This window comes from Streptomyces sp. NPDC006879 (genome assembly GCF_042869595.1).
In the GTDB taxonomy this organism is placed as follows: Bacteria; Actinomycetota; Actinomycetes; order Streptomycetales; family Streptomycetaceae; genus Streptomyces.
The window spans coordinates 1-13,604 of sequence record NZ_JBIAGC010000032.1 but is presented as its reverse complement, the minus strand read 5'-3'; the positions used below and the strand labels follow the sequence as shown (position 1 = coordinate 13,604).

The 13,604-nt window shown below is 69.9% G+C and carries 13 protein-coding genes; 5 read left to right on the top strand and 8 right to left on the bottom strand.

All coding sequences use genetic code 11. The annotated features are described in order from the left end of the window. Positions 1 to 194: 194 nt before the first annotated feature. Positions 195 to 377 (bottom strand): hypothetical protein, encoded by a 183-nt coding sequence (locus ACFYMC_RS21640; RefSeq protein WP_388527764.1) that lies wholly within the window; start codon positions 375 to 377, stop codon positions 195 to 197. Then, complete coding sequence (locus tag ACFYMC_RS21635; RefSeq protein WP_388527761.1) at positions 371 to 1,930, bottom strand: RHS repeat-associated core domain-containing protein; 1,560 nt, start codon at positions 1,928 to 1,930, stop codon at positions 371 to 373. Before ACFYMC_RS21635 ends, ACFYMC_RS21640 begins: the two co-directional genes overlap by 7 nt. A 334-nt stretch (positions 1,931 to 2,264) precedes the next feature. On the opposite strand from ACFYMC_RS21635, the gene ACFYMC_RS21630 reads away from it, so the two are divergent. Further along, on the top strand, positions 2,265 to 2,696 hold the full coding sequence (locus ACFYMC_RS21630; protein ID WP_388527758.1) for a GNAT family N-acetyltransferase: 432 nt from the start codon (positions 2,265 to 2,267) through the stop codon (positions 2,694 to 2,696). A 202-nt stretch (positions 2,697 to 2,898) separates the two neighbouring features. Here the strand turns inward: ACFYMC_RS21630 and ACFYMC_RS21625 are convergent, their stop codons facing one another. Next, on the bottom strand, positions 2,899 to 3,714 hold the full coding sequence (locus ACFYMC_RS21625; protein WP_388527755.1) for an alpha/beta fold hydrolase: 816 nt from the start codon (positions 3,712 to 3,714) through the stop codon (positions 2,899 to 2,901). Between the two features lie 444 nt (positions 3,715 to 4,158). On the opposite strand from ACFYMC_RS21625, the gene ACFYMC_RS21620 reads away from it, so the two are divergent. Further along, complete coding sequence (locus ACFYMC_RS21620) at positions 4,159 to 5,796, top strand: phospholipase D-like domain-containing protein (RefSeq protein WP_388527752.1); 1,638 nt, start codon at positions 4,159 to 4,161, stop codon at positions 5,794 to 5,796. A 255-nt stretch (positions 5,797 to 6,051) separates the two neighbouring features. Here ACFYMC_RS21620 and ACFYMC_RS21615 read toward each other — a convergent pair whose 3' ends face one another. Further along, positions 6,052 to 7,311, bottom strand: a complete 1,260-nt coding sequence (locus tag ACFYMC_RS21615) for a glycosyltransferase (protein WP_388527749.1) — start codon at positions 7,309 to 7,311, stop codon at positions 6,052 to 6,054. 143 nt (positions 7,312 to 7,454) lie between these two features. Beyond that, positions 7,455 to 7,868 (bottom strand): organic hydroperoxide resistance protein, encoded by a 414-nt coding sequence (locus ACFYMC_RS21610; RefSeq protein WP_388527746.1) that lies wholly within the window; start codon positions 7,866 to 7,868, stop codon positions 7,455 to 7,457. A 109-nt stretch (positions 7,869 to 7,977) separates the two neighbouring features. On the opposite strand from ACFYMC_RS21610, the gene ACFYMC_RS21605 reads away from it, so the two are divergent. Then, positions 7,978 to 8,502, top strand: coding sequence for a MarR family winged helix-turn-helix transcriptional regulator (locus tag ACFYMC_RS21605; RefSeq protein ID WP_388527743.1), 525 nt, complete (start codon positions 7,978 to 7,980; stop codon positions 8,500 to 8,502). 115 nt (positions 8,503 to 8,617) lie between these two features. Here ACFYMC_RS21605 and ACFYMC_RS21600 read toward each other — a convergent pair whose 3' ends face one another. Next, positions 8,618 to 9,223, bottom strand: coding sequence for a TetR/AcrR family transcriptional regulator (locus ACFYMC_RS21600; protein ID WP_388527740.1), 606 nt, complete (start codon positions 9,221 to 9,223; stop codon positions 8,618 to 8,620). 90 nt (positions 9,224 to 9,313) lie between these two features. Here ACFYMC_RS21600 and ACFYMC_RS21595 point away from each other — a divergent pair, with 90 nt between their 5' ends. After that, positions 9,314 to 10,507: an FAD-dependent monooxygenase gene (locus tag ACFYMC_RS21595; RefSeq protein ID WP_388527737.1), complete on the top strand. Its 1,194-nt coding sequence runs from the start codon at positions 9,314 to 9,316 to the stop codon at positions 10,505 to 10,507. A 54-nt stretch (positions 10,508 to 10,561) separates the two neighbouring features. Here the strand turns inward: ACFYMC_RS21595 and ACFYMC_RS21590 are convergent, their stop codons facing one another. Continuing rightward, a complete protein-coding gene (locus tag ACFYMC_RS21590) occupies positions 10,562 to 11,803 on the bottom strand; it encodes an AI-2E family transporter (RefSeq protein ID WP_388527734.1) in 1,242 nt (413 codons plus the stop codon). Positions 11,804 to 11,951: 148 nt separating this feature from the next. On the opposite strand from ACFYMC_RS21590, the gene ACFYMC_RS21585 reads away from it, so the two are divergent. Beyond that, positions 11,952 to 12,872 carry a DMT family transporter gene (locus ACFYMC_RS21585; RefSeq protein WP_388527731.1) on the top strand — a complete coding sequence of 307 codons (921 nt, stop codon included), beginning with the start codon at positions 11,952 to 11,954 and terminating at the stop codon, positions 12,870 to 12,872. A 65-nt stretch (positions 12,873 to 12,937) separates the two neighbouring features. On the opposite strand, the gene ACFYMC_RS21580 is transcribed toward ACFYMC_RS21585, so the two are convergent. Next, positions 12,938 to 13,405 carry a MarR family winged helix-turn-helix transcriptional regulator gene (locus tag ACFYMC_RS21580; protein WP_388527728.1) on the bottom strand — a complete coding sequence of 156 codons (468 nt, stop codon included), beginning with the start codon at positions 13,403 to 13,405 and terminating at the stop codon, positions 12,938 to 12,940. Positions 13,406 to 13,604: the final 199 nt, after the last annotated feature.

Here is a 13,604-nt window from a genome sequence, read left to right as displayed (position 1 = left end):
TGGGGATGAGTCTGCTGCATCACGATGCCCGGCGAGAGCCGCTGGTGGAACTGTCACGCTTCCGAGACGAGTTCTACAGCAACACATCACCGGCCTGTCGGTGATGAACTACAGCGGTAACTGACAGCCGATAACGCGAGAGGCCGGAGCCGACGGTGGATTCCGTCAACTCCGGCCAGAGGCGGTGACTCTTTCTACCTCTTCCGCTTACGCGTGTTGTAGTGGATCGTGCCCGCGGAGAGGGCGATCAGGACGGCAGGGACGTAGTACGGGACGGAAGCCCGCGCCCCCCACGCGACGGACACCACGACCATTGCCGTGATCACTGCAGCCGCTATCGCGTACGCCGCCACGACGGTTCCCTTGCTGTTCAGCATCTCGCCTTCCATGGGTACGCGTATCCCGTGTAGTAGTAGAAATGGGTGTAGCCGAAGGTTCTCCGGTAATGCACGGTCGTGCGACTGTAGATGCTGAGGCATTGGCCGGAGCGCTCGGCATGGCCTGCGATCATCCCGATGGCGAGTGCCGCCGCGGAGAGTGCGAGCAGGATCAGGGCTATCGGTTGGGCCCCCGGGATGAACGCGACAGCACCGGACGCGATAGCCAAGAAGCCCGAGGCGTACGGACCGTAGTAGGCGATCCTACTGGTCCAGCGCCGGTTGAGGGTCCACCGCGTGCTGTAGGAGCGCGCCATGTTGCTCTTGTTGCTCCACCGCTTGAGAATCACCTTGCCCCAGGACCGGTACAGGGTCCGCTGCGCGTAGCGGTACACCCGGCGGCCGTCCAGGTCGTAGTTACTGACCGGGTTGCCGGCGGCGTACTCGTAGGAGTTCCTGCTGCCGCCGACCACGGGGTCGACCTGGAGGAAACGCCCGGTGGCGGGGTTGTAGAGGCGTACGCCCATGAGGATCTGGCTTGTGGGAGTGGCGGCGGACCGCTGCATCCCGCCCAGCCAGCCGTAGCCTGAGGCCGCCCGGCTCGTCCGCTGCCGGCCGTACTCGTCGGCGCTCAGCGCTGTCGGCGCGACCGAGCTGTCCAGTGGGAGGACCAGGCTGACGTCCCCGTGCAGGTTGGACAGCTGCAGCACCGCCGCGTTCGTTGCCGCCGTGATCACCGACAGGCTGCCGGACAGGCCGGCCACCATGCGGGACACGGTGCCTGCGGTGTTGTCGGTGATCCAGCGCGGACTGTCCGCGGCACCGCTGTAGTGGTTGGTCTTCGAACCCGTCTGCTTCCACGTGCCCGAAGCCTTGGACTCCTCCGTCCAGCCGCGGAAGCGGCCGGCGGCATCCAGTGTCCAGGTCTGACGGCTGTCACCCGCTGTCTGCTGCCGGACGAGGTCGTTGACGTAGTACGCGACCGCGGTGCCCCCGGGCAGGCCGGTGGTGCGGCCGAACGCGTCGTAGACGTAACCGGAGTCCACGATGCGGTCCGCGCTGTCATACGCGTGGGTGACCGTCGTGGCGCCGGACGTGGTGCAGTCCGCGCCGCTCGCCGCCGCGGCCGAGGCCAGTCCCGTGCGGTTGGTGCGCTTGTCGAAGGTGTACGTGCGGGTAGTGCAGACGTTGTCGTAGGTGTCCTGGACCGAGGCGAGCCGGCCGACCGCGTCGAACGCATACGCCTGCGACTCGCCCACACCCGCACCGCCGGCGTGAGTGGCCCACTCGTCGTGCACGGACTCGGTGACCGTGTCGTTCAGCAGAACCTCACCGTCGGAGTCCCGCGTGTAGACCCGCTGGTAGGGCAGTCCAGCCTTTCCTCCGGTCTGCCTCATGGTGTAGCCGCCGGGCAGGGTCTCCTCCACGACCGTGCCGTCCACGTCGTACCGGGCGGAGAACGTACCCGCGACGGAATCGGTCAGCGCCGTGGGCAGACCGCGCGGCTCCGCCGTGTGGTCGTAGCCGCGGTCGGCGAAGAGCGAGTTCGTCATCTCCGGCGCAAGTCGAGAAGCTTGCAGCAATGGGCACCCCTGGGTCGGCCACCGAAACCTAGTGGTCATTGGCTGACCGAATTTGTTTAGATCCTGCTTGACCTCCTGCCTGAGTCTGAAGACGGAGGTCTCCAGCGGTCGCCCGCCGGGTCCCTGTTTCACCGACGCCCCGTCCAGGAGGACTCCCCATCAGGTTCTGTGTGAGTGACGGGTGTCAGCCGGCGACGGGTGGACGGCGATCCGTCCGCAAGGCGAACCGGCTCTTCCCGCCCTGCTCCGCAGGGGTCCGATTCCTCCCCACGGCCAACACCGCGGGTCTCCTCGGAGGTTCTTCATGACCAGCGATCTTCCAGTCGGCTACGAGATTTCCAGCGAACCCTCCCGCCTGGACGGAGCCAGGATCCATCGGTGGCTCTCCGAGGACTCCTACTGGGCCCTGGGGCGTTCCCGGCAGAAGCAGGACCTGGCCATCGCCAACTCCTTGAACTTCGGGGTGTACGACGAGGTCTCCGGCGTCCAGGTCGGCTACGCCCGAGTCGTCACCGACCACACCACCTTCGCCTGGCTGTGCGACGTCTACATCGAGCCGGCCGTGCGGGGCAAGGGCGTGGGCACTGCTCTGGTCGCCGCGGTCCGTGACCACCTCGCCCCCTTCGGGCTCCGCCGTACGCTCCTGGCCACGGCCGACGCTCACGAGGTCTACGCGCGGATCGGTTTCGCCCCGATGCAGGCGCCCGAGAAGTGGATGGTGCTGGGCGAACAGTGAGCCGGAACGGCGCGGGTTGGGGTACGTGCCCGCCGGATCGGTGTCGCGGCCCGGCGTGCACCACCCCGAGCCTGCGCCTGATGCCCGGTCCGTCGGGAGGCGGACTTGCCCGGCGCCGAAGGGGGACTTGTGGCGAGCCGCCTTTGCCGGCCACACGTGTACGGGTACGGGCGGGCGGAGCCCTGCGAGTTCGGTGAACCCGTCAGACATCCCGGATGAACGCGGTCAGCGCGGCGACGTAGGCGGGGGCGTGGGTGATGTGGGGGGTGTGCCCCGCACCTTCGATCGTCTGGCGGCTGACCCGAGGGAGGGCCTCGGCCAGTCGGTCGAGCACGGTGAGGTACCACTCCTGGCTCTGCGCCCCGTGGCTCAGCAGCACCGGCATGGTGCAACGATCAAGATCGTCGAGGTCGAGGGTGGCCCAGTCGGGGTCGGACTGCTCGTCGAGCCAGGTCTGGGCGTGGTCCACCAGTGTCCGGTGGAACGTCTCGGGAAGCTTGTCCCACGAGCCGGGGCCGAAGGCCACCTCCTCCACGAACAGCCGTGCACCTTGCTCGTCCTCGCCCTTGCGCAGGTGGTCAAGGGCCGCGTCGATGGAAGTCATCATCGGTTGGAGCTGAGCCAGCGAGCCGGGGTCGTCGGCCACGACCGCGACAAGCGGGGGCTCGTGCAGCGTCAGGCTGCGGAAGAGCTCGGGGCGTCGAGCGGCCAGGCCGAGGGCGATCGAGGCACCGAAGGAGCTGGCGGTGACGTGGGCAGGGGCGACGTCCAACTGTTCCATGAGGGCGGCCAGATCGTCCTCGTCCTGCCTGCGGGTGCCCTGGCCAGGCATGTTCTCGCTCTGGCCGTGACCGCGCCGGTCGTACGTGATGACGGAGAAGGATGCGCGTAGGTCGGCTTCGATCGCGGGCAGCCAGCTGTTGTGGTCGTTCCATGATCCGTGGACGCAGACCAGAGGGTCCCCCTCGCCGACACGTTCGAAAAAGAGGTTCACCCCGTTGGCGTGGATCAATGGCATGGCATGCTCCCTCGCGAAGAGTCCACGGCGTGCTTCGGTAATCGCTCACCGCGTCCCTCCCTATCAGCGTGGCCACCCCTCCCGAGTGCAGCCACGCCGCGGCCCAGCCCGTGCTGTGAGGGGCGCGGTGGAGCTGATCGGAGGCCCGTGACGACGCCGGATCGCCCGGGGGCTCGGTATCTCCACCGCTTCGGGCAAGTAGTCGACGGCGTTCCGTGGATGTCAGGTCACTCGCCCGTGGCCGTCGTGGAGGGGCCGCCCTGGGCTCTGATCGGCCGCTGCCGGACTCCCGGAGGCGATGGCCGATTTGTGTTCACCGGCACGCCGGCTTGATGTTCCTGGCTGGTAACTTCACACAGTTGATCACGCCGTCGGCCGGGACCCCGAGTTGGCCCGGTGGGCGGTGCCCGGGGCTGTCCGCCCCCTCGACAAGGAAGCAGTCCATTGGTTCGCCTTCGTTCCAGCCGTTCGCACCGGTTCCTCGCCCGCTCGGCAGTCCCCGCGTTCGCGCTCGCCCTGTTGCCCGCCGCCCCGGTGGCCGCCGCGCCCGCCGACCCCGCAGCGTCGACCCCGCATCTCGACTCCGTCGAGCAGGTGCTGCGTGAGGTCAGCCCGGGACTGGAAGGTCCGGTGTGGGAGCGCACCGCGGGGAACCGGCTCGACGCGTCCTCGCAGGACTCCGCTGACTGGCTGTTGCAGACCCCCGGCTGTTGGGGGGACAACACCTGTGCCGAGCGGCCCGGTACCCGGCGTCTGCTCGCCAAGATGACTCAGAACATCGCTCGGGCGACGCACACCGTCGACATATCCACCTTGGCTCCTTTCCCGGACGGTGCCTTCCAGGACGCCATCGTGGAAGGACTGAAGGCCTCGACGGGCGCCGGACACCAACTCAAGGTCCGGGTGCTGGTCGGTGCCGCCCCGCTCTACCACATGAACGTGGTGCCCTCGAAGTACCGTGACGAGCTCCTCGCCAAGCTCGGCCCGGCTGCCTCCGGGGTCTCGCTCAACGTGGCTTCGATGACCACCTCGAAGACGGCACTGTCGTGGAACCACTCCAAACTGTTGGTGGTTGACAACCAGTCGGTGATCACTGGCGGTATCAACAGTTGGAAGGGCGACTACGTCGAGACCGCGCATCCGGTGGCCGACGTGGACCTGGCCCTGACCGGCCCGGCAGCGGGCTCCGCCGGCAAGTACCTGGACACGCTGTGGGCTTGGACCTGCCGCAACAAGTACAACTTCGCAAGCGTGTGGTTCTCCTCGTCCGGCGCCGGTTGCATGTCTTCACTGGCTGATGAGGCAGCCAAGTCCACCCCGGTTCCGCCCGCAGGTTCCGCAGTTCCGGTGATCGCTGTGGGGGGCCTGGGAGTTGGCATCCAGAGCCGAGACTCCGTCTCCTCCTTCCGCCCCGTACTGCCCGTAGCCCCGGACATCAAGTGCGGAGTCAGCCTGCACGACAACACCAACGCGGACCGTGACTACGACACGGTCAACCCGGAGGAGAGCGCCCTGCGCGCACTCATCTCCAGCGCCACCGAGCACATCGAGATCTCCCAGCAGGACGTCAACGCCACCTGCCCGCCACTGCCGCGCTACGACGTCCGGGTCTACGACGCCCTGGCCGCCAAACTGGTGGCCGGTGTCAAGGTCCGCATCGTCGTCAGTGACCCGGAGAACCGCGGTGCGGTCGGCAGCGGGGGGTACTCGCAGATCAAGTCGCTGTCCGAGATCAGTGATGCGTTGCGCGGGCGCATCGCCCTGTTGACCGGTGGCGACGTGGGCGAGGCACGTGCAGCGATGTGCGACAACCTCCAGCTTGCCAGCTTCCGCAGTGCCATGAGCGCGAAGTGGGCGGACGGCCACGCCTACGCGCAGCACCACAAGTTGGTCTCCGTGGACGGTTCCGCCTTCTACCTCGGCTCGAAGAACCTCTACCCTTCCTGGCTACAGGACTTCGGCTACGTCGTGGAGGATTCCACCGCTGCGGGCCAGTTGGCCTCCGATCTCCTGGCTCCGCAGTGGAAGTACTCGCAGGCCACGGCGACCTTCGACCACGAGCGGGGCATCTGCGCGGCTTGATGGCTCCCGCCCCGGACTGGTTGCTCCCCTTTGTTGGGCGCCCCGACCCGTAGGAGTGTCGGGGGGATCTCGAAGGGCCGCTGGCGAAAGCGGTAGTTGGTCCCGACGGGACCCCCGTGCGAGCGAACGCTAAGGAGGGGGAGCAACCGGGCCCGGCAGTCGTCGTGGGTTCCGGCGTGACTCCCGTGGGCCGTACCGCTCGCCACCCCGGTATGACGCCCCGCGCTTGACCCACCGGGGACGACGGGACGGGCCTCAGGCGAGAGTGCCTCGCCTACGGTCCCCGCCACCGCGACCCTCCACGGCGTGCAGCACGTCAGCCGCGCCGTCCTCTTCGAGCAGTGCGGCGGCGAGGTGGCGGGCCCGGATTCGGTGGTCGGACCGCTGGACGGCCCGGCCGATCGCAGCGGCGAGCGGTTCGGGGGCGAGCGAGCGGTACGGCAGGGCTTTTGGTGCCACACCGAGTGCGACGAGCCGGGTGGCCCAGAAATGTTGGTCCAGGTGGACCGGAACCGGTACGGCGGGTACGCCGGCGCGTAGACCGGCGGCCGTCGTCCCGGCGCCCGCGTGGTGGACGACGGCTGCCATGCGCGGGAAGAGCCAGTCGTGCGGTAGCTCGGGGACGGTCAACACCTCATCGCCCTCCGCGCGAAGACCGCTCCAGCCCGACTGCACGACTGCCCGTACCCGGGCGCGCCGTAGGGCAGTGGTGACCAGCCGGCTCAACCGTTCGGCGTCCGCTGCGACATGGCTGCCGAAACCGACGAACACCGGGGCGGGCCCTGCGTCGAGGAAGTCCAGCAGGCGCGCGGGCGGCTGCCAGTGCGGATGGCGGGCCGGCCACCAGTATCCGCAAACCCGGTGCCCGGTGGGCCAGTCCGCGGGCCGGGGCACCACCAACGGACTGAAACCGTGGTGCACCAGTGGGCTGCCGGGGACGCCCGTGCCCGGCCGGTTGCCCTTGGACAGGCCGAGATCGCTGCGCAGCCGGGAGACGGACGGGCCCAGGAGTTGCCCGATCGTCATCGTCATCGCGCGCCCGGCCAGCCGGTTGCCGAGGGGGCCCAGTGAGGGGATTCCCACGGGTGGCGGGAAATGCCGCGTCGGGTGTACGGGTTGCAGGTACACCCCGTGGGTGGGGATGCCCAGGGCTTCTCCGAGGGGCGCGCACAGCGGATCGGTGAGCGTGGAGCCGAGCACCACGTCGGCTCCGGGGCGCAGGGCCTCGACGATCCCAGCGGCCAGCGCCGGCACGTTCCGGCGGGCCAGCCGGCTCAGTCGGGCCAGGGCCAGCAGGTTGCCGGGGTGCGCCAGTCCCTGTCCTACCGAGGCGAGCTGTTCGCGCGGGTCGAGGGGGAGTGGGCGGAATCCGAGCCCCTGGACGGTCACCGGATCGGCGAAGCGGGTGTGGGTGGCGAGTGACACCTCGTGACCGGCTGCCTTGAGCCGGAGGCCGAGCCCGGTGTAGGGGGCGACATCGCCCCAGGTCCCCGCGGTCACGATCAGCACACGCATGTTCCGACTCTGCCCTCGAATCCGGTGCTGAGACCCGTGGACACGGGAGAGCCGCCCGCACGTTCAGGTGTGCGGGCGGCTCTGGGGTCGCTTCGCGAGGTCCGTGCACCGTCGGGCGAGCGCGCGTCGGAGCGCGAGGGGACCTACTCGACGACGAGCTCGACCGGAATGTTGCCACGGGTCGCCTTGGAGTACGGGCAGACCTCATGGGCCTGCTTGACGAGCAGGGTGCCCGTCTCGCCCTGGAGGGCCTCGGGCAGTTCCACGCGCAGGGTCACGGCGAGCGCGAAGCCGCCCGTGGCGTCCTTGCCGATGGAGGTCTCGGCGGTCACCGAGATGTCGCCGGTGTCGACCTTGGCCTGGCGGCCCACCAGTGCGAGGGCGCTGGCGAAGCAGGCTGCGTAGCCGGCGGCGAAGAGCTGCTCGGGGTTGGTGCCCTGGCCGTTTCCGCCAAGGGCCGGGGGCATCGCGAGCGCGAGGTCGATCTGGCCGTCGGAGCTGACGGCGCGGCCCTCACGGCCGTTGGCGGTGGCGACAGCCGTGTACAGAGCGTCCATCTCGGGGGTCCTCTCGAAGGTCGTGGTGCGACCGGTGGAAGCCGCCCTACTAATGAAGCACACAATTAAGTTGTGCACAACTTAATGTCTTGCAAGGTAGGCTTGGTGCATGAGCGAGCATCCGTCCCCCACCCCCGGTGACGAGCACCCCGACGAGGACTTCCTGAGCCTGGACGGACAGATCTGCTTCGCCCTGAACGCGGCGAGCCGAGCCTTCGGTGGTCTCTACCGCGTCGTCCTGAAGGACCTCGGGCTCACCTACCCCCAGTACCTGGTGATGCTGGTGCTGTGGGAGCAGGGCGAGGCTCCCGTCAAGGAGCTCGGCCGGCGCCTTCGGCTCGACTCGGGAACGCTTTCCCCGCTGCTCAAGCGCCTGGAGGCGGCCGGTCTGGTCCGGCGCGAGCGCAGCGCCGAGGACGAGCGCTCCGTGCGGGTCCACCTCACCGAAGCGGGCGCGGGGCTACGGGTCCGAGCGGCGCGGATCCCGCGGCGCATCGCTCTGGCCACCGGCTTCGACCTCGCCGAGATGAGGGACCTGCGCGCCCGCCTCGAACGCCTGACCGCCGCGATCGACGCGGCGGCGGAGGGTGCTGCATCGGCCGTGGAGGGGCGGGTGGCGGGAGGCGCCCGCTGACTCCCGGCCCCTGCGGCCCTGGCCGGTTACGGCTCGCCCGTCACGGGGTTGGGAGTCGTCGCCGGGGCCCGTGGCGCGCTGGGGGTGGGTGCGGCCCAGTGGTCAACCCCCGAGGTCAGGGCTCCAGGGCCGTGGTGATCATTCGGCGTACCACCCTGGTGAGTTCGGCCCGGTCTGGCTCTGGTCGGGTGCTCGCCAGGGCGCCGGCGAGGCGGTCGTAGAGCAGGCCGTCCGTCCAGGCCGTCAGGAGTTCGGCTGCCTCCTCGGGGTGTGTGGCCCCCAGTTGCGCCAGGAGGGCGGCGGCACGGGTCCGTGCATCGTGGCCGGCCCTGTGCAGGGCGCCCTGGAGCTCGGGCCTGCGGACGGCTTCCAGGCTCAGTTCGAAACGGGCCAGCTGTCGGGCGCGTCCATCGGTCAACCAGTGGTGGAGTACTCGTGCGAGCGTGCCCGCGGCGGCGTCGAGCGAGGCAGGGGCGGGGTGCGGGGGCCCTGCGGCGTCGTCACCCCAGAGTGCGGCGAGGTCCGCGAGGTCTGCCTGTGCGAGACGGTGGTAGCAGGCCTCGATGAGGGCCGTGCGGGTCCTGAAGTAGTACGAGGTGCTGCCGGCAGGGAGCTGCGCCGCCGTGTCCACGGCCCGGTGCGTCAAGCCGCGCAGGCCCGCTCCGGCGACGGTGGTGATGGCTGCGTCGGCGATGAGCGTGCGGCGGTCGGGGGTGGACATGGCTGCACTCTACAGCTGTAGAGTGCAGCCAGCGACCCTCTACATCTGTAGAGGGTGGGGTCGGTTGCAACTCGAAGAGGGGAAACGGACATGTTCCAGCGGCACGCGGTGGTTGCAGGAGCCGGGATCGGCGGACTCACGGCCGCCGTCGCCCTGCACCGGCAGGGTTGGCGGGTCACGGTCTGTGAGCGAGCACCTCGACTGTCGGCCCACGGCGCCGGAATCATCCTCGCCCCTAACGCGCTGCGCGCCCTCGACGCCATCGGGCTCGGCGCCGCCGACTGGGCCGGTGACGCGAGCCCGGCCGCCCTCGGTCTGCGCCGCCCGAGCGGCACCTGGCTCAGCCGCGCTGACGCCGCGGCGCTCACGGCTCGCTACGGCAGACCACCGCTGGCCGTGTACCGACCCACCCTGACGGCTGCGCTCGCCCGCGCTCTCCCCGACGGCGCCCTGCGCCACAACGCGCGCGTCCTGTCCGTCACCGAGCCGCCAGCCGCGCGCCAACCCACCGTGGTGCACACCACGGCCGGAGACCTCAAGGCCGACGTGGTGCTGGCAGCGGACGGCATCCACAGCGTGCTGCGCCGTCAGTGCTTCCCCTCGCACCCGGGGCTGCGCCACAGCGGTGAGACCGCCTGGCGTGCGGTCGTCGACGGTACCGGCCTGCCGCCGTACCCCGCCGCGGAGACCTGGGGCCGAGGCGAGCGGTTCGGCGTGGTGCCGCTCGCCGACGGGAGGATCTACGTGTACGCCACGGCCCTCGCGCCGGCCGGCTACCGACCCGCTGACGCCCGCCGTGAACTGCGCCGCAGGTTCGCGGCCTGGCACCAGCCGATCCCGCAACTCCTCGAACGAATCGACGCCCTGGAGCCCGCATCCGTGCTCCAGCACGATCTGTACGACCTCGCGCTCCCGCTGAACCGGTTCCACCGGCGCCACGTGGCCCTGCTCGGCGACGCGGCGCACGCCATGACGCCCAACCTGGGCCAGGGCGGCTGTCTGGCGATGGAGGACGCGGTCGAGCTGGCGCACCTCTTGGCCAGCGAGCACGACGTCCTGACTGCTCTGAGCGACTACACCCGGGCTCGCCGTGCCCGGGTCAACGCCATCTTGCTGCGGGCGCGGCGCGCTGGCCGGGTGGCCGCCGTGACCAACCCCGTTGCGGCCTCAGCCCGGGACCTCCTGCTGCGGACGACCCCGGGCGTGGTGGTCCGCCGCGCCCTCGACGCACTCCTGGAGTGGACCCCGCCAGGAACCGCCGGTGCGCCTCCGGCGCCACGATGAACCAGCCCGGAGCCGGCGCCGCCCACCACCCCGCCAGAAGGGCGCTGCGGCTCCTCAAGCCTTCCCGATGTGGTCCGCCTCGATGTCGGCCGCTGCCGGACCCGCCACCTGTTCATCGCGGGGGCCGCGCAACGCGAGCCAGACCGCCCACAGAACCGACACCAAGGGCACGGCCACCACAGCGCCCACCACGCCGGCGGCGATCGCTCCGCCGATCACGGAGAGAGCCACGACCAGGGGGTGCAGGCGCACCGCCCAGCTCATCACGATCGGATGCAGTACGTGGCCCTCGATCTGGCCGATGACCACGATCAGGGCCATCACCACGGCCGCCACCAGCGGCCCCTTGGAGGCGAGCGCGACCACTGCGGCGACGGCCAGCGCGATCGGCGAGCCGATCAGGGGTACGAACGCGGCGAAGAACTCCAGCAGCGCCAACGGGAAGGCCAAAGGCACGCCGAGGGCGAACAACGCCACCCCCACGAGCACCGCGTTCGTCGCGGCCACCAGCACGATGCCGTGGGTGTAGCCGGTGAAGGTGCGCCAGGCGGCGCGACCGGCCAGGGTCACTCGGGGCGCCGCGGCGGGTGGGAGCTGGCCGCAGAACCAAGCCCACTGACGGTCCCCGGAATGGATGAAGAAGACCGAACAGAACAAGGCCAGCGCGAGTGTCGTCAGCACGGCGACCAGGCGGGTTGCCCCGCTGACCGCGGTACTCAACAGGGTGGAGCGGTGCTCGGACAGATACTGACCGATCCGGGACTGAACATCGCTCAGCGCGCCGGGGTCGAGCCGGAACGGGGGTTCTTCCAGCCAGCGCTCGATGCGATGAACCCCTTGGTCGAACTCGCGTTCCAGGGAGCCGCGCTCTCCTGCCACCGCCTCCCCGACCAGCGCCAGCACGCCGAGGACCAGGAAGATACTCCCGATCAGAGCGAGGGCCACGGCCAGCGGCCGTGGCAGCCAGCGCGCCAACAGGTCGGCCACGGGACGCAGCAACGCGGTGGCGACGAGCCCCAGGAAGACCGCGACACCGAGCTCGTGGAAGCGGCCGAGCACCACGAAGACCCCGTAGACCACGGCGGCCACCACCAGTAGCCGCCAGGCATAGGCCGCCGCGGTCCGCAGGGCGGGATGAACCTCGCGCTCGCTCGCCCCCGCGCCGGTCACGGCGGAGCGCTTCGTCCGGCCGCCGCGGCCACGGGCCCCTCGGGCGGTCCGGAGCCGAGGACGCCGCGCCTGCGCGGTCGTACCGACCCGGGGGTGAGCGGGATCGGTGTCCGGACGCCTGGGCATGTCCTTGCTGATACCACGGTGCTGGCCCCCGCCCACGGGCCGGCTTGGACATTCCCCCGCCCGGCGGGTGTCGCTGGAGCCTCAGCGGTCCCGAAGTGGGGAAGATCGTCATCTCGCTGTCGACCGACACCCTGTCAGGAGCGCACGCGTGTGGCTGCCGGTTGTTTTCGCGATCGCCGCGGCGGTCAGCAGTGCCTGGGCGACGGTGCTTCAGCGACGGGCTGCCCTGACGGTCCCGCAGTCCCAGGGGCTGCGTCCTGGGCTGATCCTGGACCTGTTGCGACGCCCCATCTGGGTGGTGGGGATCCTCGCGATGATCGGTGCCAGTGCGGGCCAGGCGCTGGCGTTGAACTCCGGGCCGCTTTCCCTGGTGCAGCCACTGTTCGTCCTGGAGCTCCCGCTGGCACTGTTGATCGCCTCATTGCTCGAACGGCGCCAGCTTCCCGTCGTGACATGGCTCGCCGTGGCTGCCGTGGTGGGAGGCCTGGGCGTGGCCATGGTGTCCGCGGCGCCGACCGGGAACCGGACGACCGTTCCGGCCGACCGCTGGATTCCGGCACTGGTGTTCTGCGCCGCCGCCGCGGCGGCCCTGGCCGCCCTCGGGCTGCGCAGGCCCCGGGGCCGGATGCGTGCTGCGTGCCTCGGGGCGGCCACCGCCATCGGCTATGCGATGACGGCCGCGTTGATGAAGGCCGCCACCCACATCCTCGATGACCACGGGCTGGTCGCCTTCCTGACCGCCTGGCAGACCTATTCCTTAGCCGCCGTGGGCGTAGCGGCTCTTCTCCTGCTGGAGCACGCGATGCAAGGCGGTCCACTGGTGGCCTCGCAACCCGCACTCACCCTGGGTGACGCGCTGCTCGGACTCACCCTGGGTATCGCGCTCTACCAGGAGCATCTGCGCGCCGGCTGGTGGCTGTTACCGCAGTTGCTCGGGGTGCTCCTCGTCTCCGGCGGGGTCTTCGCCCTCGCGCGGACCTCGCTGTTGCACTCACTGGTGGGACCGGAGGGTGAGCAGGAGGCCTCCTCGGCCTTGCCTGGCGGGGGCGTCGACGACCGCCTCCTGTGATGGGTGTCCGGGCCGCGGTGGGTGTTGGGGTGCCCGTGGCCGGCCGGGGTCGTGTGCGGCTGGGGTCAGTGGTTCTGGGTGCGCAGTCGCCGACCGACCTCGCCCAACCCTTCTGCGAGCGCGTTCAGTTGCTCTGGGGTCAGAACGTCGATGAGGTGTTTGCGGACGGTGTCGACATGGCCGGGCGCGGCCTGCGTTAGCCGTTCCCGACCGGCCTGGGTGAGCACGGCGAAGACGCCCCGTACGTCGGAAGGACAGCTACGGCGCCGTACCAGGCCGGCCTTCTCCAATTGAGTGACCTGGTAGGTGATGCCGCTCTTGGAGTTCACCAGGGCGTCGGCGAGCTCGGTCATGCGTAGCTCGCCCTCCGGAGCCTCGCCGAGCCGCACCAGGATCTCGTACTGGGCGTGGGAGAGCCCGGAGTCTTCCCGGAGCTGCTGGTCGAGGCGCCGGTTGAGGAGCGAGGAGGCGGCCAGGAATCCCTTCCACGCGCGCATTTCGCCCTCGTCGAGCCATCGTGTCATGTCACCCATGGGCCTCACCCTACGCTTGTTGTTCAAATTCGAATCAAGGGCTATCGTCGTTCGAGGTAATTCGAATTCGAATCACCTGTTCCGTCGTCGCCTGTAGAGAGGCCTTAGTGGGTGTCTCACGTGGCGAGTTTCGCGAGCTTCTTGTAGCAGGTCAGGGCGGCTGCGAGGCCGAGGAAGGCGAGGAAGTGGGAGCCCTTGC

What these genes read in the sequence shown, in the direction of transcription:
- ACFYMC_RS21605 (WP_388527743.1), top strand. Translation starts at nt 7,978, where the DNA reads ATGAGCGAGCATCCGTCCCCCACCCCCGGTGACGAGCACCCCGACGAG.
- ACFYMC_RS21635 (WP_388527761.1), bottom strand. Translation starts at nt 1,930, where the DNA reads ATGACGAACTCGCTCTTCGCCGACCGCGGCTACGACCACACGGCGGAG.
- ACFYMC_RS21595 (WP_388527737.1), top strand. Translation starts at nt 9,314, where the DNA reads ATGTTCCAGCGGCACGCGGTGGTTGCAGGAGCCGGGATCGGCGGACTC.
- ACFYMC_RS21615 (WP_388527749.1), bottom strand. Translation starts at nt 7,311, where the DNA reads ATGCGTGTGCTGATCGTGACCGCGGGGACCTGGGGCGATGTCGCCCCC.
- ACFYMC_RS21640 (WP_388527764.1), bottom strand. Translation starts at nt 377, where the DNA reads ATGCTGAACAGCAAGGGAACCGTCGTGGCGGCGTACGCGATAGCGGCT.
- ACFYMC_RS21610 (WP_388527746.1), bottom strand. Translation starts at nt 7,868, where the DNA reads ATGGACGCTCTGTACACGGCTGTCGCCACCGCCAACGGCCGTGAGGGC.
- ACFYMC_RS21590 (WP_388527734.1), bottom strand. Translation starts at nt 11,803, where the DNA reads ATGCCCAGGCGTCCGGACACCGATCCCGCTCACCCCCGGGTCGGTACG.
- ACFYMC_RS21600 (WP_388527740.1), bottom strand. Translation starts at nt 9,223, where the DNA reads ATGTCCACCCCCGACCGCCGCACGCTCATCGCCGACGCAGCCATCACC.
- ACFYMC_RS21625 (WP_388527755.1), bottom strand. Translation starts at nt 3,714, where the DNA reads ATGCCATTGATCCACGCCAACGGGGTGAACCTCTTTTTCGAACGTGTC.
- ACFYMC_RS21580 (WP_388527728.1), bottom strand. Translation starts at nt 13,405, where the DNA reads ATGGGTGACATGACACGATGGCTCGACGAGGGCGAAATGCGCGCGTGG.
- ACFYMC_RS21630 (WP_388527758.1), top strand. Translation starts at nt 2,265, where the DNA reads ATGACCAGCGATCTTCCAGTCGGCTACGAGATTTCCAGCGAACCCTCC.